This is a genomic window from Priestia sp. FSL R5-0597 (assembly GCF_038006305.1).
GTDB classification, from domain to species: Bacteria; Bacillota; Bacilli; order Bacillales; family Bacillaceae_H; genus Priestia; species Priestia zanthoxyli.
The window spans coordinates 3,703,122-3,722,815 of the sequence record NZ_JBBOUZ010000001.1 but is presented as its reverse complement, the minus strand read 5'-3'; the positions used below and the strand labels follow the sequence as shown (position 1 = coordinate 3,722,815).

At 39.1% G+C, this 19,694-nt stretch carries 23 protein-coding genes, 1 pseudogene, 1 riboswitch and 1 other annotated feature; of the genes and pseudogenes, 18 read left to right on the top strand and 6 right to left on the bottom strand.

Annotated features, from left to right (window positions below; all coding sequences use genetic code 11):
- Window positions 1-8 precede the first annotated feature (8 nt).
- Window positions 9-305, bottom strand: a complete 297-nt coding sequence (locus MKX72_RS19590; protein WP_155007701.1) for a hypothetical protein — start codon at window positions 303-305, stop codon at window positions 9-11.
- Window positions 306-426: 121 nt separating this feature from the next.
- A riboswitch (SAM riboswitch) is annotated at window positions 427-528 on the top strand.
- A 69-nt stretch (window positions 529-597) separates the two neighbouring features.
- Between MKX72_RS19590 and MKX72_RS19585 the strand changes: the two genes are divergently transcribed.
- The 4 genes from MKX72_RS19585 to MKX72_RS19570 all read left to right on the top strand — a co-directional run bounded on the left by MKX72_RS19585 (window position 598) and on the right by MKX72_RS19570 (window position 3,994).
- On the top strand, window positions 598-936 hold the full coding sequence (locus MKX72_RS19585; protein WP_028415069.1) for a hypothetical protein: 339 nt from the start codon (window positions 598-600) through the stop codon (window positions 934-936).
- A 100-nt stretch (window positions 937-1,036) separates the two neighbouring features.
- On the top strand, window positions 1,037-1,195 hold the full coding sequence (locus MKX72_RS19580; protein ID WP_016765258.1) for a DUF1540 domain-containing protein: 159 nt from the start codon (window positions 1,037-1,039) through the stop codon (window positions 1,193-1,195).
- A 315-nt stretch (window positions 1,196-1,510) separates the two neighbouring features.
- A complete protein-coding gene (gene alaP / locus MKX72_RS19575) occupies window positions 1,511-2,914 on the top strand; it encodes an alanine permease AlaP (RefSeq protein WP_028415068.1) in 1,404 nt (467 codons plus the stop codon).
- A gap of 240 nt (window positions 2,915-3,154) precedes the next feature.
- The gene (locus MKX72_RS19570; protein WP_034270652.1) at window positions 3,155-3,994 is read left to right on the top strand and encodes a GNAT family N-acetyltransferase; all 840 of its coding nucleotides are present in this window, start codon (window positions 3,155-3,157) and stop codon (window positions 3,992-3,994) included.
- Window positions 3,995-4,023: 29 nt separating this feature from the next.
- Here the strand turns inward: MKX72_RS19570 and MKX72_RS19565 are convergent, their stop codons facing one another.
- Window positions 4,024-4,422, bottom strand: coding sequence for a GNAT family N-acetyltransferase (locus MKX72_RS19565; protein ID WP_155007702.1), 399 nt, complete (start codon window positions 4,420-4,422; stop codon window positions 4,024-4,026).
- Window positions 4,423-4,534: 112 nt separating this feature from the next.
- Between MKX72_RS19565 and pdxR the strand changes: the two genes are divergently transcribed.
- Together pdxR and MKX72_RS19555 are read left to right on the top strand one after the other, a co-directional pair.
- Window positions 4,535-5,944, top strand: coding sequence for a MocR-like pyridoxine biosynthesis transcription factor PdxR (pdxR, locus tag MKX72_RS19560; protein ID WP_155007703.1), 1,410 nt, complete (start codon window positions 4,535-4,537; stop codon window positions 5,942-5,944).
- A gap of 22 nt (window positions 5,945-5,966) precedes the next feature.
- Window positions 5,967-6,476, top strand: a complete 510-nt coding sequence (locus MKX72_RS19555) for a hypothetical protein (RefSeq protein ID WP_034270643.1) — start codon at window positions 5,967-5,969, stop codon at window positions 6,474-6,476.
- A gap of 61 nt (window positions 6,477-6,537) precedes the next feature.
- On the opposite strand, the gene MKX72_RS19550 is transcribed toward MKX72_RS19555, so the two are convergent.
- Window positions 6,538-7,257 carry a poly-gamma-glutamate hydrolase family protein gene (locus MKX72_RS19550; RefSeq protein WP_034270640.1) on the bottom strand — a complete coding sequence of 240 codons (720 nt, stop codon included), beginning with the start codon at window positions 7,255-7,257 and terminating at the stop codon, window positions 6,538-6,540.
- A 55-nt stretch (window positions 7,258-7,312) separates the two neighbouring features.
- Window positions 7,313-7,411 (bottom strand): annotated as a pseudogene (locus MKX72_RS19545) (class I SAM-dependent methyltransferase); the annotation flags it as partial.
- A gap of 104 nt (window positions 7,412-7,515) precedes the next feature.
- On the opposite strand from MKX72_RS19545, the gene MKX72_RS19540 reads away from it, so the two are divergent.
- The 4 genes from MKX72_RS19540 to MKX72_RS19525 all read left to right on the top strand — a co-directional run bounded on the left by MKX72_RS19540 (window position 7,516) and on the right by MKX72_RS19525 (window position 9,662).
- A complete protein-coding gene (locus tag MKX72_RS19540; RefSeq protein ID WP_028415061.1) occupies window positions 7,516-8,178 on the top strand; it encodes an MgtC/SapB family protein in 663 nt (220 codons plus the stop codon).
- A gap of 39 nt (window positions 8,179-8,217) precedes the next feature.
- A complete protein-coding gene (locus tag MKX72_RS19535) occupies window positions 8,218-8,403 on the top strand; it encodes a hypothetical protein (protein ID WP_154989817.1) in 186 nt (61 codons plus the stop codon).
- 50 nt (window positions 8,404-8,453) lie between these two features.
- Entirely contained in the window at window positions 8,454-9,095 is a 642-nt protein-coding gene (locus tag MKX72_RS19530) for an NAD(P)-dependent oxidoreductase (protein WP_154989819.1), read from the top strand.
- Between the two features lie 72 nt (window positions 9,096-9,167).
- Window positions 9,168-9,662 (top strand): GNAT family N-acetyltransferase, encoded by a 495-nt coding sequence (locus MKX72_RS19525; protein WP_049166398.1) that lies wholly within the window; start codon window positions 9,168-9,170, stop codon window positions 9,660-9,662.
- Between the two features lie 21 nt (window positions 9,663-9,683).
- Here the strand turns inward: MKX72_RS19525 and MKX72_RS19520 are convergent, their stop codons facing one another.
- Window positions 9,684-10,433 carry a sulfite exporter TauE/SafE family protein gene (locus MKX72_RS19520; RefSeq protein WP_028415058.1) on the bottom strand — a complete coding sequence of 250 codons (750 nt, stop codon included), beginning with the start codon at window positions 10,431-10,433 and terminating at the stop codon, window positions 9,684-9,686.
- A 156-nt stretch (window positions 10,434-10,589) separates the two neighbouring features.
- Here MKX72_RS19520 and MKX72_RS19515 point away from each other — a divergent pair, with 156 nt between their 5' ends.
- From MKX72_RS19515 to MKX72_RS19500, 4 genes are all read left to right on the top strand, one after another.
- A complete protein-coding gene (locus tag MKX72_RS19515; RefSeq protein WP_033579892.1) occupies window positions 10,590-11,489 on the top strand; it encodes a LysR family transcriptional regulator in 900 nt (299 codons plus the stop codon).
- Complete coding sequence (locus MKX72_RS19510; RefSeq protein WP_155007704.1) at window positions 11,486-12,124, top strand: hypothetical protein; 639 nt, start codon at window positions 11,486-11,488, stop codon at window positions 12,122-12,124. The genes MKX72_RS19515 and MKX72_RS19510 overlap by 4 nt, the downstream gene beginning before the upstream one ends.
- Before the next feature lie 121 nt (window positions 12,125-12,245).
- Window positions 12,246-12,812 carry a TetR/AcrR family transcriptional regulator gene (locus MKX72_RS19505; RefSeq protein ID WP_033579894.1) on the top strand — a complete coding sequence of 189 codons (567 nt, stop codon included), beginning with the start codon at window positions 12,246-12,248 and terminating at the stop codon, window positions 12,810-12,812.
- Between the two features lie 130 nt (window positions 12,813-12,942).
- Window positions 12,943-14,169 (top strand): DUF819 family protein, encoded by a 1,227-nt coding sequence (locus MKX72_RS19500; protein WP_033579895.1) that lies wholly within the window; start codon window positions 12,943-12,945, stop codon window positions 14,167-14,169.
- A gap of 42 nt (window positions 14,170-14,211) precedes the next feature.
- Here the strand turns inward: MKX72_RS19500 and MKX72_RS19495 are convergent, their stop codons facing one another.
- Window positions 14,212-15,582: an amino acid permease gene (locus MKX72_RS19495; RefSeq protein ID WP_028415053.1), complete on the bottom strand. Its 1,371-nt coding sequence runs from the start codon at window positions 15,580-15,582 to the stop codon at window positions 14,212-14,214.
- 67 nt (window positions 15,583-15,649) lie between these two features.
- Window positions 15,650-15,881, bottom strand: a binding site (T-box leader).
- 237 nt (window positions 15,882-16,118) lie between these two features.
- Between MKX72_RS19495 and MKX72_RS19490 the strand changes: the two genes are divergently transcribed.
- From MKX72_RS19490 to MKX72_RS19475, 4 genes are all read left to right on the top strand, one after another.
- The gene (locus MKX72_RS19490) at window positions 16,119-17,003 is read left to right on the top strand and encodes a DUF4405 domain-containing protein (RefSeq protein WP_155007705.1); all 885 of its coding nucleotides are present in this window, start codon (window positions 16,119-16,121) and stop codon (window positions 17,001-17,003) included.
- A gap of 109 nt (window positions 17,004-17,112) precedes the next feature.
- A complete protein-coding gene (locus MKX72_RS19485; RefSeq protein ID WP_033580328.1) occupies window positions 17,113-17,298 on the top strand; it encodes a Fur-regulated basic protein FbpA in 186 nt (61 codons plus the stop codon).
- 194 nt (window positions 17,299-17,492) lie between these two features.
- Window positions 17,493-18,620, top strand: a complete 1,128-nt coding sequence (locus MKX72_RS19480; RefSeq protein ID WP_033579898.1) for an NADH-dependent flavin oxidoreductase — start codon at window positions 17,493-17,495, stop codon at window positions 18,618-18,620.
- A gap of 151 nt (window positions 18,621-18,771) precedes the next feature.
- On the top strand, window positions 18,772-19,671 hold the full coding sequence (locus tag MKX72_RS19475) for a DMT family transporter (protein ID WP_047749974.1): 900 nt from the start codon (window positions 18,772-18,774) through the stop codon (window positions 19,669-19,671).
- The last annotated feature ends 23 nt before the right edge of the window (window positions 19,672-19,694 follow it).

Genomic DNA, 19,694 nt, shown 5'->3' with positions numbered 1-19,694 from the left:
GGTGAATGTCAGCGAGTCCATAAAACATAAGATGTTATACATGCGATGAGGTTCGGTAATGAAAGTAAAAGTAAATAAGTAGCCCAAACGGCGCCTTTATCTAGTACTTCAACAGCTCCTCTACCTGTATGATCTGAGGCGGGGGGATCTTCAAGTGCGTTCATAATCAGAGCCGCCGCTGCTAAAATAATCCCTCCAATGCTTCCGGTTGTTTTGACAATTGCAATATGGAAAGTAGATGAAAAAGCAATGCTAAGAAGCAGCAGCAAGCTTCCCAAAAAAGCAGATAACATATATCGTTTCATGTGCTCACCATCCTTTATAAAATCATACCATATTTTACTTCTTTTTTCTTTTTATTGAAAAGCTATTGACGTAACCTATAAAACATATTAGAATAGTCAGAAATAATTTAAAAGCGAAATATTCTTATCTAGAGAGGTGGAGGGACTGGCCCTTTGAAGCCTCAGCAACCACAATTATTGAATGGTGCTAATTCCAGCATAGCCTAGCTCTGACAGATAAGAAGAGGAATCTTTTTCTATGATGAAATCCTCTTCTTAGGAAGAAACATTTCGTATAGAAAAGGTGATGACATTGAAAAATACACAACAGGCGCTAAGCGTTGATGATTATTTAGATCTATACTTGTTAGCAAAAGAACTAAAAGACGAAACGTGGCAGCAGGAAATTTTAGCCGCGCTAAAAACGAAGCAAAATCGTTCATTTGAAGACAAACAATCCGCACTCGTTCAAGAAATATGGGAAGATTTTAAACAGTTAAATGAAGATATTTCTTTTACGTATCGCTTAATTCAAGAAGAGCCAACTAATGAACAGTTTCAAGTTAAATTAAGGAACTTGAGAGAACGGCGGATCACGCTGAGTCGTGAATTATATTTAGCTAAAAAACAGTATGTTGAACACACGCAGTAAAAGGATCCGCTTGATAAACAAGCGGTTTTTTTGCATGTAAATGTTAGAAGCGTTCTATTTCGGGTAGTAAATAGATAAGACAAAAAAAGGAGGGATAACAGTGGCCCAAGGTGTATTATGTGAAGTGAATGAGTGCATGTATTGGAAATCGGGAAATAAATGCAGTGCAGAGTCCATTTACGTTGTGAGTCCTGAAAGTAGTCACCATGTTTCTGAAACGGAAGAACCTGGCTGTAAAACTTTTGAACCCGCGAGATAAATGCTAGTTTTATAAAAAAGCATAAAATGAACGATGCGCTGACGGAGTTGAGTCGGCGTTTTTCTATTTTTAAAAAAATACTATTACTTAGGTGCGATAATAAATACATAGTAAAAAAGCAGTGTCTACGTCTAATTGTGCGTTTAAACAAAATGATACGATATTTTTTTTGTTTTTCGACAAAAGAAAAACGAGAGAAAGGTGATAGAATAAAAATATACAGCCTAGCTGACTTTTAGCATAAATTTATATGAAAGCGCTAACAAAAAGCTGTATTCATCTCGTTTTGACAGATTGGAAAAAGGGGAGACGTTTATGCAGGGGAAAACTCAGGGGAAAGAATTGAAACGCGGGTTAGAAGAAAGACATGTGACGCTGATGTCCTTAGGAGCAGCCATAGGGGTAGGGCTGTTTCTTGGATCTGCATCTGCTATTAAATTAGCAGGGCCGGGAATATTATTGGCGTATGGATTTAGCGGAATGATTATGTTTTTTATTATGAGAGCACTTGGAGAAATGGCGATTCAAAAACCTGTTGCAGGTTCATTCAGCAAGTACGCGCGCGACTATTTAGGGCCCCTTGCTGGTTATCTAACAGGTTGGAACTACTGGTTTTTATGGGTTGTAACATGTATGGCTGAAATTACAGCCGTTGGTATTTATATGGGATATTGGTATCCGGATGTACCAAACTGGATTTGGGCGTTATCGGCGCTTGTCATCATGACAACAGTTAACTTCTTAGCTGTTAAGGCATATGGTGAACTGGAATTTTGGTTTGCACTTATTAAAATTTTAGCGATTGTGTTAATGATTGCCGTTGGATTATTAATGATTGTGTTTGGAATCGGGAACGGCGGCGTTGCGACGGGTATTAAAAACTTATGGGACAACGGCGGGCTGTTCCCGAACGGATTCAAAGGTATTTTACTGTCGCTGCAAATGGTTATGTTTGCATATTTAGGAATTGAAATGATCGGCGTTACCGCGGGAGAAGTGAAAAATCCAGAAAAATCTCTAGCAAGAGCGATTGATTCGGTCTTTTGGCGTATTCTTATTTTCTACGTTGGTGCATTATTTGTCATTATGTCGATTTATCCTTGGCAAGAAATTGGTTCACAGGGAAGCCCGTTTGTATTAACATTTGAAAAAATCGGGATTCCAGCAGCGGCAGGCATTATTAACTTTGTGGTGCTAACAGCAGCTCTTTCTTCTTGTAACAGCGGTATTTTTAGTACAGGCCGTATGCTGTTTAACTTAGCAGAGCACGGAGAAGCTCCAAAAGGATACGGTCAGCTGACAAAAGGCGGCGTACCTGGAAAAGCTGTTTTAGCATCAGCGGGTGCGTTATTAGTCGGAGTAGCGTTAAACTACATTGTGCCTGCCAAAGTATTTACGTGGGTAACAAGCATTGCAACATTCGGTGCGATTTGGACTTGGGGAATTATTTTGCTTTCTCAAATTAAGTATCGCAAAACGCTAAAAAAAGGTGAAGAGGCAAAGTTAAAATACAAAATGCCTTTATTTCCGTTAACGTCTTATGTGTCACTTGCGTTCCTAGCGCTGGTGGTTGTTCTTATGGCGTACAATCCAGATACAAGAATTGCAGTTGTTATCGGACCACTATGGTTTATCGGTCTTATTATCGCGTACTACGCAAAAGGATTTCATAAACGAAGTCAAGGTTCAGCTGGGACTGAGCAAAAGCTAGTGAAATGAACGAAAAGACCTCTTTCTTGGAAAGAGGTCTTTTTTCATTAGTTTATGTGCGAATGATTAGTTTTTTTGAAGGGATTATTGATACATATGAATAATGTAGAAAATATTCTATTTATTCTGTACTATTTAGTTAGAGAATTCATTAATGATTAAATGGTAATTGGAAGTGGATAAGTATGGTAGTTTTACGTTTTTTAACGCCACACAGTGCATCGAAAAGTTGGGAGGAAATAGGCAGAAATGATAGAAAGATTTAGTGAAAAAGACATAAAGGGTTTGCTAGTGCTATCTAAGTTGGAAAAATGGGATTATAGCGAAGCGGATTTACATACGATTTTTTCAACTGGAGACGTATTTGGACATAGAAATGAGAAAGGTGACATTGTATCAAGCGTAGCAGTAGTTTTATATGAAAATCAGTCAGCTTTTATAGGAATGGTAATTGTGAGAAAAGATTATCGAAAACAAGGGTTAGCCGGGCAGCTCATGAAGCACTGTTTGCAAATTCTTTCTCCTGAGGTGAATGCCTACTTAATTGCGACAAAAGAAGGTGAGCACTTATATAAAAAAGCAGGGTTCAAAACCGTGGACTATGTAAGTAAATATATAAGCAGTGAATACATACCAAGAGCATTTAAAGCTTCAGGGTTTTATACACGATCCTTAACGAGAAGGGACTTCAAAGAGGTTTTAAAGCTTGATGAAGCAGCATTTGGAGATAATAGAAAGCTATTTTTAAAAAGTAGAATTCAGCAAGCTGAAAAAGCAGTTGTCTTACAAAACGAACAAAATAAAATAATGGGTTATGGTTTAGCGGTTCGTACCCCGAGCAATATCGTGATTGGTCCCGTAGTTGCTCCACACGCTGAAGCAGCAATGCTAGTCATTGATGAACTAGCGAAGAGTTACAAAGAAAAGCTGAGAATTGACCTGTCTTCTCATGAGGAAACGTTAAAGAAACTTGTGGAAAATCACGGGTTTCAGCTTCAAAATGAGCCTCCTGTTATGGCGTATGGCGTCAATTCCCTATCTGCTAGACAGGGCAACCTTTTTGCTATAGCAGCTCAGGCGTTTGGATAAAAAGAAAGGAGAAGCTCCTTTCTTCGCGTCTACCGAATTCTCCCAATTTTAAACCCATTATCAATCTGATGAAAGCCGACTTTTGGATAGTAGTTCATTGCAGAAGGAGCGGAAAGTAAAATGAGCGCGGCTTCTTCACCGATTTCTGATTGAACGTGCTTGATGAGCTGTGTGCCGATTCCTTGATTTTGATAGTCTTTTACGACAGCTAAATCCGATAAATAGCAGCAGTAGCTAAAATCTGTTAACGCTCTGGCTATGCCAATGAGTTCGCTGTCTTTCCAAGCGGTAACAGTAAGGGAAGCATAATCAAGCATTCTTTGAATCCGATCAAGATCTTGTGCCGGACGTTTAATACCTGAATGTACAAACACTTCAGCAGCTTGTTCGGCACGGATTGAGACGTTGGTTTTGTAAGTAATGGTCATTGTGTCATCTCCTTGATTTATAAGATATAGTCCAGTATATGAAGAATCTGAATTGAGAATAAGTGTCAGAAACAGTAAATTTAATAGTGTCAGTTAGAAAGGAAAGAACATCATGTTAGAGTTAATGCCTTTGCTCGATAAAAGAAAAGCAGATCCCTTATACATGCAGCTTTATACTTACATAAAAAAACAAATTCAAAAAGGCACCATTCCGCCTCATGAAAAACTGCCTTCTAAACGAAAGTTAGCTCTTCATTTAAGCATTAGCCAAAATACGGTTGAAGCGGCTTATGTACAGTTAGAAGCTGAAGGCTATATCGAGATACTAGCCAGGAAAGGAGCATTTGTAAAAGAGATAAAAAATGAAGTCGTGCTTCAAAAACAGCCTCCCGCCTATGTCTCTTTACCGCAAGAAGAAGGGAAATCAACTGTCATTGACTTTAGCCATGGAAAGGTAGACGTAGAAAAATTTCCGTATAACACGTGGAAAAAGCTAACGGTTCAAACAATTTATCATGATGAAAGCCAGCTTTTTTATAGCGGACATCCACAGGGCGAACTGCTTCTTCGTCAAGAAATTGCAGCGTATCTTTATCATTCAAGAGGAGTGCGCTGCACAGCGGAGCAAATTGTGATAGGTGCAGGTACACAGTACCTCATGTGGCTGCTTTCTGTCATTCTAGGAAAAGAAAAGATAATTGGGTTCGAAAACCCAGGCTTTCACCGAACGAGGCACGTTTTTCAAGAACAAGGCATGTCGGTCGTCCCTATTTCTCTTGATAGTTCTGGCTTGAAAGTGAAGGAACTGAAAGAAAGCGGAGCGGATGCGGTGTACATTACGCCGTCTCATCAATTTCCTGTTGGGATGGTCATGCCGATAGCAAGAAGACTTGAACTATTAGAGTGGGCGGCAGAAACGAATGGCTATATCATAGAGGATGACTATGACGGAGAATTTCGCTATAAAGGAAAACCGATTCCGGCCCTTCAAGGATTAGATCAAGACGATCGCGTTATTTATACGGGTACGTTTTCAAAATCGTTGATGCCTTCTCTTCGAATAAGTTATGCCGTGCTGCCACACCGGCTTCTTACAAGTTATATGAAACACTGTGGACTTTTTAAACAGCCTGTTTCAAGGCTTCATCAGCATACGCTTTTTCTGTTTATGAAAGAAGGGCACTGGGAACGTCACTTGAATAAAATGAGAACAGCATACCGTAAAAAACAAGCGCTGCTGCTAGATTGTTTGACTACTATTATGGGAGAACGTGTAGATGTTATTGGAGAACATTCTGGCTTGCATATTCTTCTTAAGTTAAAAAAAGGAATGAGTGAACAGAAACTAATTGAAGCAGCTGCCAAACAAGGGGTAACGATTTATCCAACATCTATTTATTATCATAGTGCGGGTGAAAACAACACGCCTTATGTATTGCTTGGATTTGCAGGACTGTCTGATGGAGAAATAAAAACAGGTGTAAACCTGCTGTTTAAAGCTTGGTTTGAACAGCAGGATTGAGAGGTACGCTGGGGGGATTTCTATGAAAGTAAAGCGAAAATTGTTTGGTTTATGGACAGGAGAGCTTACGGCAGCTTTACTGTTTGCTGCGCTGTGGATAGGGTACTTAAATGAGTTTTCTCATCTGGCTTTTTATTTAACAACGTTTTCAAGTGTGTATGCTTTTATTATACTTGAGTTTATCCTGTTTCAAGGAAGCTTGTACTGGTTTATGAAATGGAGGCGGGTGAGCCGAAAAGAAGATTCTCATTTGCCCTCCAGCTACATTCAGTTGTTTCTGCTTTTTAAAAAAATGAATAAAATTCTTCTTACGTTAGGTTTAGGTGTACTCATTTACCACTATATGCAGTTAGGGGTTAAGGGACTTGCTTTTTTTCTAGGCCTTTACGCGTTTGCTTGGATTGAATATATTAACTACTATGTGATTAGACTTTCTTATCAAAGTCCAAGTGAAATCAAAGAATTTTTTGAGCAAAAAGGCTTTAAACGATCTATTTTAGCGAGAGAAATAGATAAAAACCAGCGCGTTTGATTACACAGACTGCGCTGGTTTTTTTGTCTGGAAATCAAGGAATAAGGCAAGAGTCGATAAATTAGTGAACTTGAAGGTAAAGGAAAGTTTGATAGGAAGAAGATGCTTCTTGTAAGGAAGTAACAAATGTATAAAAAAGCGGTGTTACATTCATGCGGTTGTTTCTCGACCAGTCATGGTTTGCGAAAAATGATTTTCTTAGTTCGGCTGTGAGTTCAAGCTGCACTCCGGCTTTTAGCAGATTATCGTTCACAATGTTTTGTTCGCTTGTTCCCGCTATGTCAGAAGGAGCTTCACGGACGGTAAAGCCGTTTTTGCGCAGTGATTGCTTCATCAGCTCTTTATAAAGCTGATTTTTTCCACCTATATACACGATAGGCTGACTGCCGCTGTAGCCGTGAATCGTCAAAACGGACATGCTTTGCTGAGCCATTCCTCTAGCCGTCGGTTCATCAAAGTTTTCTGAGGTTATGTGCAGAACTCCGTTGTTAGTGGACTTGATGCCTTCAAATAAATAATAAGAAGCGGAAAAGCGATCGGCGAGTTCTTTGGCAACTTCTGATGTACCTGGTTCAATTCCGCCGCCGTGAATGGCCATAATGGATAAATAGCTAAAGCGCTGCTCGTAGCGAATGTCGTAGTCTTGGTGAAAAATTTCGTGCTGCTGCAGTTCTGCATAGGAAGAGTAATAGTCACCGCTTGCATAAGAAGGAGGGGGAATCAAAAAGCAGTACATCAAACATAGCAAAATGCTTGTACTCCATTTGAATAAACGGTTCATTAATAATCACCTCTATTTATTCTATGATAAATAGAGGTGATTATTAATTTTTTTGCTTTTTGATAAAATGCCAGTTTACTTGAAACTCAATAGGTTCTCGTTCTAACCGTCCCCACTCATCAAATCTGCTGTAATAATCGATAACTTTATCCACTTTGATTAGCCTCCACTTTAAAAATTAGTTATAGTAAATTATAACAAAAATAGAAATAGTTAATAGGTTCATTTGTGAAAAAGTGAAGAGAAAGGAGGGAAAAAATGACCGCAGCTTTTATTAGTCGTCTAGCCCTATCAGGTTTGTTAGGGGCTTTGGTTGGTTTAGAAAGAGAGTTTAGAGCAAAAGAAGCGGGGTTTCGCACTCATTTTTTAGTTGCTGTCGGTAGCACGCTGATTATGCTAATTTCGAAATATGGCTTTTCAGATGTGCTTCATCAAGATCATATGGCTCTTGATCCGAGCCGGGTGGCCGCACAAGTAGTAAGCGGTATTGGTTTTTTAGGAGCAGGTATGATTATTATTCAAAAGCAGCATATTAGAGGGCTCACAACAGCCGCAGGCGTATGGGCAACGTCGGGAATTGGTTTAACCATTGGGGCCGGTATGTATACAGTCGGCATTAGCGCAACTATATTAGTGCTGATTGGCTTAGAAATATTGAACGTAATGTTTACATCTCTTTCTACTCATTCCATTTTAATTAAGTTTCGTGCAGCAAATCAAGAGGATATTTATGAGCTGCTTGATAAGATTGAAAAAGAAAATATTATGATTTCGTCTTACGAAATTCACCAAGATCATCATCAAGGTGAGCTGCTCTATTTTGTTGAAATAAAAGGAAAGGCAAAAAAGAAAGGGAATAAAGTAGAATTGATTAAATCGATTCACTCTATGGCTCACGTGTTATTTATTGAAATTGAATAAGCACTCATTTATTTTTTCAAAAGAGACTGGAAGAAACGTATGTTAGTTGGCGGAACAGGTGAGACCCCGCAGGAGCGTAAGCGACGAAGAGGCTCAGCGGCCGCCCGCGGAAAGCGAAGCCTTGCACGGGAATTAACCGCGGTGTTAAAAGTAATCCATACTAACTCATTTATCCAATTTGTTCTCTCTATCTTGCTTAAACCGTTTTGCTGTGTTTTATCATAGCAAAAAAAGGCTATTACCTAAATATAGAGAATTTTACTGGAGGTTATAAAATGAAAATTGGAGTTGTAGGTGCTACAGGAAAAGCAGGAAGTTTTATCGTGAAAGAAGCTTTAAATCGCGGACATGATGTAACGGCAATTGTACGTGATGCGAGCAAAGTAGAGGAACGAGATGTTCGTACACTTGAAAAAGACATTTTTGATATCACGGCAAAAGATATCGAAGGCTTGGATGCCGTGGTCAATGCGTTTGGAGCTCCCGAAGGAAAAGAACATTTACATGTAGAAGCGGGGCAATCGTTAATTCATGTATTTAAACAAGCTCCGGACGTTCGTCTTCTTGTTGTAGGAGGAGCAGGAAGTTTGTTTGTAGATGAAGAGAAAACGACGCGTCTAGCAGATACGCCTGATTTTCCAAAAGAGTACAAAGCGATAGCTGACAACCAAGCCCAAAATTTAAAAGACTTAGAAAGTACAAGCGATATTAATTGGACGTTCATTAGCCCAGCAGCATTTTTTAATCCTTCAGGAAAACGAACGGATGCTTATAAAACAGGGAAAGATCATGTTATTTTAAACTCAGAAGGAAACAGCCATGTCAGCTATGCGGATTACGCCATTGCGGTTATTGATGAAATTGAGCGAGGAGAGCATGTAAACGAACGCTTTACCGTTGTATCCGACGCTAGATAAAGGAAAAGCCGCTTTATGCGGCTTTTTTTGTGCATGTTATACTATGGAAAAAGAAAAGGAGTCCAGCAGAAAATGGAGAATAAAGAAAACGTAGCACTAACGTTTTATAGTGAAGCCTACGAGTCATCTATACATAGCTATACGCTGCCTGAAGAGCAGCTCATTTACACGGCACTTCCCGCTGAAGCTATGGCTAAGTGTAAGCAGGAAAGAGATAGAACGCCCGTTTTGATTTTGGCAGAAAACAAACTAGCCGGCTTTTTCGTGCTCGACGCAGGGGAAGCCGTTAAAGCATATACCGAGGGATCCGGCGCGCTTTTAATACGGTCTTATTCCATTCATCCTGACTATCAAGGAAAGGGAGTTGGCAAAAAGTCATTGAAACTTCTTCCTTCTTTTATCAACCATCACTTTCGCACTAAAAATAAAGTGGTGCTAGGCGTGAACCATAAAAACACGGCGGCGCAGCACCTATACAAACGATGCGGCTTTGTCGATACAGACCGGCATGTTTTTGGAAGCCAAGGAAAGCAGTTTGTTTATCAGATGAACATAAAAAAAGCTTGAACAAGAGTTCAAGCTTTTTTCTTATATAACAAGGAGAAAGCTAGAGCAAATAGGCAGCGCTACAAGGGACGTTTTTAATACGGGAGCAGGTACACGATTTGTAAATTTTGCTCCAATATATGAACCGACCATTGTGCCGACAACTACTTGAATCAACAGCGGGATATCTAAAAAGCCCTGCTGATAATAGCCCATTCCTCCGCCAATTGCAATCGGAATAATAACGAGCATCGTCGTTCCGGCCGACTGGCGAATAGACAAGCCTAACACCATCATAAGGCCAAGCTGGATAAATGGAGTTGAGCCAATTCCAAACATTCCGGACAGAGCGCCCGTAATTAAGCCGATTAGTAAAGAATAAACGACAAATTTAGCTCCTGTTGGAACAGTACGTTCTTTTTGCTGACGGGAAAATAAAAACATTCGCAGCCAAAGTAAAACACCAGATAATAAAAGCATGCCGGCTGTGAGCCATTTTAGCTCGCCTTCTGGGATAAAGGATGAAAGGTTAGACCCAATCCAAGCGCCTAATGCACCGAGGATACCAACAGAGATACCGGATTTTAAAGATACGTTACCTTCGCGATAATGACTGACGGCGCCAGATAAAGAAGAGAAAATCATTGCGGTAAGAGCCGTTGCGAGTGCAACGTGTACAGATACGCCGTACAGCAGCGTTAAAATTGAAATAATAAAACCTGATCCGCCTGCTCCGACAAATCCTAAGATCAGTCCGACGGCTAACATTGTTAAAATAATTGAAACATCCATAAACGAATTCCTTCTTTCAACACTTATTCTATGCAGACACATAACATTTTCGGCAAGTGCTACGTTCTTCATTTAAACATGAATTTTTTATGACGTCCAATGTATAATTTATATGAAATCGATAGTATTATGTAATAAGTAAAGGATGTGAAAAAAATGGAATGGCAGCAGCTCGAATATTTTAATGTTGTAGCTCAAACGGAACATTTCACAAAGGCAGCGGAACAATTATCAATTGCGCAGCCTACGCTCAGCCGCTCAATTTCTAAATTAGAATCAGAGCTTGGCGTGCCGCTATTTGAAAGAAAAGGAAGGCAAGTTATTTTAAATCGATACGGAAGGCTTTTTTATGAACGAACGGCTAAAGTATTAAACGAAATGGAAGAAGCGAAACGTGAGCTTTCAGATTTGATTCATCCTCATCGCGGCAGCATTTCGTTTGCTTTTTTAAAATCATTAGGCGCTTCGTCCGTCCCGAAACTAGTTCATGCTTTTTTACAAGAGTATCCGAACGTTCAATTTCAAATTTTTGAGAACGCGACGAACATCATGCTCGATCAGCTTCAAACGGGAGAAATTGATTTTTGTATGTCTTCCGTAACGGAATCTAGGGCAGGAATTCAGTGGGAATATTTATGGAAAGACGAGCTGTACGCGTATGTCCCTGATACACATTCTTTTGCCTCAAGACAAGTGCTTTCGATTTCAGAGTTGGCTCATGAATCGTTTATCGCGTTAAAAAAAGGATACGGAAGCCGAACAATTTTTGATCAGCTGTTCGAAGAAGCTGAAATTGTCCCAAATATTACGTTTGAAGGAGAAGAATTTTTGACGGTGATTGGTTTTGTAGCGGCTCATTTAGGGGTTGCCTTGCTTCCTGAAATAAAGGGAGTGGACTTGCGAGGCATTAAAAAAATAAAGCTCAAAGAAGACACAGCTTCAAGGGTAATTGGGATTGCGTGGAACAAGGATAAATACTTAACTCCTGTTGCGAAAAAGTTCCAGGAATTTTTAATTCAGTATTTCAAAGACCATCATACAGGAGGAAAACGATGAAGAAAATTGCTTGCCTGCACGCTCATCATTCGAACATCTCTTATATAGAAAAAGCGCTGCCGTTTGTGAGCTGTATGCATTTCGTAGACCCTGGACTTGTACATCGGGTAAAAACCGATCCTAAATTTGCAGCGGAGTCAGCAGGTGCAAAAGTAGAGAAGCAGTTAAAGTGGATGGAAGAATGTTCAGCGGATGCCATTTTACTTACGTGTACGAATTACATTGCTCTTTTACCAGAAGCATTTACAAGTGATGTTCCAATTATTAAAATCGATGAGCCTTATTTTCGCCGAATATGTGAAATAGAAGAACCGCAGCTTATCGTGTTTACAAATCCGGAGACCGTAGAAGGAACGATGAAGCGTCTAGACGAATTTGCATTTTATCAAAATGTAAAGATAAAAGTTCACCCTGTTGTGATAGAAGGTGCTTTTGAACTAGTAATGACTGGAAACATAGAGAAGTATAAACAGAAGGTGAAACATGTCTTAGATGAGCTAGTAAAAGACCATAACACTGTTGTTTCAGTGGCCCAGCTCTCGATGGTAGAAGCGGCTGAGGAGGTAAGCGACCGTATTATTACGCCTCTTCAACCGTTAGCGGAAGAAGTAAGAAAAACAATTATTAGGTCATAAGAAATGAAAATAAGGAAAAATAAATGGTAAAATATTCACTTTATTTTGACAAAAATTTCATTTCCTTATATGATAAGTAGTGTTATAGAAACCACTTATTATATAGGGGAGGCATCGTTTTGTGAAGAAAGCAAATGCACGCGATAAGATTTTAGAAACAGCATCGCGGCTTTTTCAGCTGCAAGGCTATCATGCAACGGGATTAAATCAAATTATTAAAGAGAGCGGGTCGCCAAAAGGGTCTCTTTATTATTATTTTCCAAAAGGGAAAGAAGAACTGGCGATTCACGCTGTTCAATATACGAATAAATACGTCCAAGTTCAAATTAAAGAAAGTTTAAATAAATCTTCTGACGCGGCACAGGCTATTCAGTATTTTATTGAAGAATTGTCCAAGCAGTTTGAACACGAAGAAAGTATTGCTGGTATGCCTGTTGGACTGATGGCTGGAGAAACGGCGCTTATTAATGAACCGCTTCGCGAAGTCTGCTATGCAGCGTTTCAAGATTGGGAAAAACTTTTTAGAGAAAAAATGATAGAGAGCGGATTTCAAGATAAGCAGGCAGGAGAGCTTGCAGTTGTGATTAACTGTATGATCGAAGGAGGAATCTTGCGTTCGTTAACAGAGAAAACAGGTGCTCCTTTGCAGCAGATTCAGCAGCAAATTCCGGTTTTGATTCGCAAATAAAAAAAAGCTTTTCACTTTTAGAGTGGAAAGCTTTTTTTATAGATTGACGGAATTTGGCATATATTGATAAAATTTAAAGGTGTATTTTCTGAAAATTCTATTTATTGAAAAAGAAAGAAAGGAGTAGCGTGTGATTTTTACTATTATTCAAGCTGATGATACGTGGGCACTATGGGGAATTCTAGCGATTTGGGCTTCTGTTAGTATTTTTCTCGAACAAAAGTATAAGTGGGCTTCTTTTCTGTCAGGAGCTATTATTGCGCTAGCAGGAGCTCTTATCCTATCAAATTTAAAAATCATTCCAACAGAGTCTCCGGTTTATGATGCTGTTTGGGCGTATCTAGTACCGCTTGCCATTCCATTATTGTTATTTCAAGTCAATATGAAAGAATTATTTCAAGAAAGCCGGAAACTGCTTTTTATTTTCTTAATCTGTGCAGTAGGAACGGTTATAGGGAGCACGGCAGGCTTCTTGTTGTTAAAAGATTATATTCCTGAACTAGCAAAAATTGCAGCTGCTATCGGCGCTTCTTATGTAGGCGGAGGGGTTAACTTTGCTACCGTTACGGCCAAATTTGAACCATCAAGTCAAATGGTTTCCGCGACGGTGGTTGCTGATAATATGGTCATGGCTTTACTGTTTGCCGTGTATATGTTTGTTCCTTCTATGAAGTTTTTTAGGAAACATTTTAAGACGCCTCATATTCAAGAAGTAGAGGCTGGGCAATATGGAGAAAATGATCGTCATACGCTTGCAGAAAAATATTGGGCAAAAAAAGAAATTTCGTTAAAAGACGTGGCAGCTTCAATTGGTACATCATTTTTTCTAGTGGTTGTATCTTTTAAATTAGCCGAATGGTTTGGAACAATCATTCCAGCCGGTCCAAATGTTTCCGTAGTTCAAACGTTACTACATACTATTTTGAGCGAAAAATACTTATTGCTTTCCACACTTACGTTTCTTGTCATTTATCTGTTTCCTTCTTACTTTAAAACCATTAGCGGAAGCCAAGAAATCGGCACATACTTCATTTATATTTTCTTTGTTGTCATTGGAGTGCCGGCGTCCATTCCATTAATTGTTGAAAAAGCACCTCTTTTGATTCTATTTGTGCTCATTGTGGGGATGAGTAATTTGATAGTGGGACTGCTTTTAGGAAAAGTATTTAAAATTGATTTAGAACATATTTTACTGGCGAGCAATGCAACGGTAGGGGGACCTACGACAGCAAGCGCGATGGCGATTGCTAAAGGATGGGGAAGTTTGGTTGGTCCTATCTTGGTAGTAGGAACGCTTGGCTATATTATTGGTAACTATATCGGCTTTGCACTTGGCTATTGGTACTTAACATTTTAAATAAAAAAACGCCTCCTCTGATGACTCAAAGGAGGCGTTTTTTTATTTAGCGTGCTTGACTGCTGAAGATTGATAAAAGCGACCTTTAAAGATATACGTAGCTGTAATAAATAAATAGATAGCTAATGTAATAGTCGTAATAACAACGGATGTTGTGCAGATAACACCAATTAAAATAGCGCTTAGTGCAATAAGGGCAGCCCACGTTGTATAAGGAAACCATTTAACAGAGTAGCTGCTCGATGCTTCTGGCTGAACTTTGCGGGACTTTAAGTGTGCAATCGCAATAATCAACCAAATAAACAACACGGTATACCCTAAAGATCCCATCAAATAATCAAATGTCTTACTTCCTGCAAATAAGGAAATCAATACGCCGACATAAAGGGATGATGTACACATTAAAATTGCATAGACAGGAACTTTGTTAACAGAAAGTTTCGAAAATATCTTCGGCACTCGACCGTCTACTGCTTGCGTATACAAAATACGTGATGAACCGTAAAGTCCTGAGTTCATAGAAGAAATAACGGCTAACAAGATCACGGCATTCATAATATGATCTGCTCCGGGAATGCCAATCATTTTAAATACCATTACAAAAGGACTTTGAGAAACGCCGTTCACTTCATTCCAAGGAATCAAGCTCACGATGATAAAAAACGGGAACAGATAAAAAGCAATGATACGCGTTAATGTACTGCGCACAGCCTTAGGTACTACTTTTTCAGGGTTTTTTGTTTCAGCTAGCGTTACTCCGATGATTTCAGTTCCACCGTATGAGTAGATGACAACTAACATCGCCGTAATTAGCCCGGTTGGTCCCTTTGGGAAAAAACCGCCGTGATCGCTTAAATTTGAAAAACCCGCTGCGGTATGATGACCGAATGATACAAACAATAATAAAAGTCCAGCGATAATAAAGATCACAATGACCGTGATTTTAATTAAAGCTAACCAGTATTCCGTTTCAGCAAATGCTTTAACTGAAAGCAAGTTAATGGCTGTAACAATAACGGATACGCCTAAAGCAAGCATCCAAATTGGGTAATCAGGAAGCCAGTACTGAATAAAAATAGCGGCTACAACGGCTTCAGCTGCAATGTTTAACACCCACATTTTCCAGTAAATCCAGTCCAAAAAGTAAGCGGGATAGCTTCCTAAAATCGACTGAACTAAATCACGAAACGTTCGTGCTTCACTATTTCGAACCGCCATTTCAGCAAGACCTTGCATGATGAATAGTAAAATAATTCCGCCAATTAAATAGGCAATAATAACTGATGGTCCTGCCATATCAATAGCCGAGCTGCTTCCTTTAAATAAACCAGCGCCAATTGCTCCACCTAGCGCCATCATCATAATATGACGTGAAGTCATTGTTCGCTGCAAACCTTGGTTGTCCTTCTTCATGACTTTTCCCTCCACTTTTTTATAAAATAAAAAAAGCTTATCGTCTCCTACCTCATTATCAAATGAGAGAAGAGACGATAAGCTTTAGCTAACCGCGGTACCACTCTTGTTGGCTCTTAAAGAACCCTGCTTAAAACCTGATAACGAAGGTTAGACGTTAAAACTTAGAGAACACTTCTGCATTCTTTCTGAATTACCACTCCTGGGCGAGTTCAAAGTATTATTGGACTACGTTACACCAACCCGTAGCTCTCTTGACCGAATAATAAGCTTTTACTACTCCCAATCGCTGTGTTTTTGATTAAAATCTGAAAGTTCTTGATGAATAACCATTACTATACGTGCTTCTTTTTTCTTTGTCAACAGCTATTTTCGAAAAAGTAAAAATGATTCCATTCTACTTTTATAGAACTAAGGACTGGTTATTTTGGTAAAAAAATCAGTCGTTTCACCTAATTTTCACCAACTCTGCTTACATTAAGAAATATGAAAAAGGAGTTGTTTTGACAAATACATAGGTGAGGAGAATGAATAGAGTGAAAAAGATGATGTACGTCCGGTTTGGACTGGATCTTTTAATGGCCGTTACGTTTGTTTTGTTTTTTAACAAGCAAGTATTGGGAGGGTTAACATTTCATGAAATTGCGGGGTTGGCGATTGCCGTCGCCTTTTTTACCCACGTGCTGCTAAACTGGCAGTGGGTAAAGAAAGTTACGGTTAAGTTATTTGACCGCAGGCTTCCGCGCAGAACAAAGTTCGGTTACTTTTTAAATATCATGCTGTTGATTACGATGTCATTTATTATGATTAGCGGTATTTTTATTTCAAGAGTAGTATTTCCAAATATTAATGTTGGGAACGAACAGTGGTTTAAGGTTTCGCATATTTCCGTATCATTTTTAGTGTTAATTTTAGTAGCCGCTCACATAGGTCTTCATTGGCAATGGGTTATAAATGTATGTAAAAATATGACGAAATTCAAAAAGTCAAAGAAAAGCTTGAGCATAGCAGCTAAGCTCACAACCGCTGCGCTGTTAGTCATTGGCATATACGAAATAAACGAAACGGGTTTTCTTGGAAAACTTGGAGGAGTAGCGAGAGTACTGAATGTAAGTTCCTCAGATATGCCGCAAAAAGGCGGTGGGAAGCCGGATTTTGATCGCCATTCATTTAGCGAGAACAAATCTTCTGCGACGGCATCTGCTGGTCACGAACGTCCAAACTTTGATCACGATGGCGGAGGTCCGGAAAGAGGAATGAAAGGAAAAGAAAGCGGTTTTGAAAGTCCAAATCCTTTTGTTGTAATCGGTACTTATTTTGCTATTATGTCAGTTTTTATTATTGTTATTTATTATATTGAAAAAATATTAGCAGGTGTGAAGAGACGTAAAAAAATAACGGGTCCTGCTGCGGAAATTTAAAATGAAAAAGCTTTCTATTTCACCGTTTTTTCATCGTATAGAAGTAAAATCATTTATGTAAAAGCGAATGCTTTGCAAAATTAAAATGAGAGAACCTTAGGTGGTGGAGATCGTGAAACAACATACACAGCCTGAAACGGAACATAAGAAAAATTGGTTTATTAATGCGCTATTGAATTTTGGTATTTATAAAAAAGGAAATCGGCATCTATACGAACTGACACTTCAAGAGTTAGAAGCTCAATATGTAAAAGTAAAATCATTTATGTATAATCAGGAACCTCTTTCGCAATGATAAAAAAGCACTCAGTATATGAGTGCTTTTTTGTGTTAGAAAGTCTTATTCTTTGACAGGTAAAACTGTACAGATTAAAATCACAGTATATTTTAAAGTTACAGTTTTAAATGACACATATTATAGGAAGGAAAACAGTCTCTACCTATAATATGCCACTATTTTTGACCGTATCATTTTTGGAGGGAAATAAAATGACAAATAAAAAGTATGAGCCGCTTTTACAGCCATTTACTTTTTCAAATGGCATCAAATTAGATAACCGCGTTATTCTTGCTCCTATGACAAATTTTTCATCAAATGAAGATGGGACAGTATCAAATGCAGAAGTAGACTACTACGTACGACGTTCAAAAGGTGTTAGCATGGTCATTACAGCATGTACATACGGAACGGCGAACGGAAAAGGATTTCACGGAGAGTTTGCTGCAGACAGCGATGAAATGATTCCTAGCCTGCGTCGATTAGCAACAGCCATTAAAGATCAAGGAGCAAAAGCAGTTCTTCAAATTTTTCACGGAGGCCGCATGTGTCCGCCTGAGCTTGTTCCAAATGGAGAGGTTGTTAGCGCAAGTGCTGTTGCTGCAGAACAAGAAGGAGCTCCGGTACCTCGAGAGTTAACAAATGAAGAAATTGAAGGCATTATTCACGATTTTGGTGAAATGACGCGCCGTGCCATTGAAGCAGGATTTGACGGAGTTGAAATTCACGGAGCAAATAACTATTTAATTCAGCAGTTCTTTTCTCCGCATTCTAATCGCCGCGAAGATAAATGGGGCGGCAGCGTAGAAAAACGCTTAACATTCCCGCTTGCAATCGTAGACGAAGTAAAGCAAGCCGTTTCTAAGCATGCAAAAGAATCATTTTTAGTAGGCTATCGCTTCTCGCCAGAAGAGCCTGAAACGCCAGGAATTACAATGGCTGATACGTTGAAGTTAGTCGATGCACTAGCAGAAAAAGACCTTGATTACCTTCACGTATCGCTAATGGAATTCTGGTCAAAACCGCGCCGAGGCGTGGAAGATACTCGTTCACGTATTGAAATTATTCAAGAGCGAGTAGGAAGCCGCGTACCTGTAATGGGCGTAGGTTCTATTCATACAGCAGACGAAGCAGCAGCCGCTCTTGAAACGGGCATTCCACTGCTTGCGATTGGCCGCGAATTAATTATGGATCCAGACTGGGTTCAAAAAGTAAAAGAAGGCCGTGAAAATGAAATTGTGACAACATTAAGCAAAAAAGATCAGGAAAAGCTTGTGATTCCTGACCCGCTGTGGCAAGCCGTTATTAACACACCAGGCTGGTTCCCGGTTGAAGATTAAAAGAAAGGCAGAAAAGCGCAAAGACGATGGGACTGATCCCATGTCTTTGCGCTTTTTGCTTTTTCATGGAATAGCGCTTTTGAACCATTAATTTACAAATGGGCTTCTTTATGTTTGAATAGTAATAGTTTTCTGAAAGTGAGGTGAGAGAATGAAAGCAGGGCCAATGGTGAAAATGATGATTTCAATGAGTATTTTTGGTTCAATTGGCTTTTTCTCCACACAAACTGGACTGCCTTCTTTTGACTTAGTATTCGTTCGCTGTATTTGTGCAACACTTTTTCTCGGAATGTGCTGGTTCGTAACGGGTGAATATAAAAGGGAAAAATGGAATGCCAAAGAAATAAAGCAGATTTTACTGTGTGGGATATTTCTTGTGTTTAACTGGGTGTTTCTATTTAAAGCATTTGAAATGATGTCCGTTACGGTTGCTATTTCTATTTATCATCTTGCACCCGTTTTAGTATTGCTTCTGGGGAGCTTTATGTTTAAGGAGAAATTAACGGTTCTTGGCGTGATGTCTATCTTCATTTGTTTTGGAGGAACACTTCTAATTATTGGAGTGGAGCAACTTACGATTGACGGCTTCATGTCTTCAGGAATACTCTGGGCGCTTTTAGCCGCTTTGTTTTATGCATGCACGACGCTGCTTGGTAAAGGCATTATTCATACGAGTGCTTATGCTGTTACATTTCTTCAGACTTTTTTAGGAATTTTTCTATTATTGCCGTTTGTTCATTTTACTGATTTTCATTTCCTAACAACGGCCAACTGGACATCTATTTTAGTAACAGGCTTTGTACATACTGGTTTAGTGTATTATTTGTTTTTCGACAGCCTGCGCTATTTAAAAACTCAGGTGATTTCGGTTCTGGTGTTTTTAGATCCAGCCGTTGCCATTTTATTAGATACAGCATTCACGGGATTTCGCCCTACGCTTTTGCAGCTTGCAGGCATTGTTTTGATCTTTTTAGGAATGCTTTTTACTTTGAAGCCAAAACCTTCATCTGAAAAAAATATTTCCAATAGCAAGATTAAAAAGATCACATAGAATTTCTATTTCATCTGCAGGTG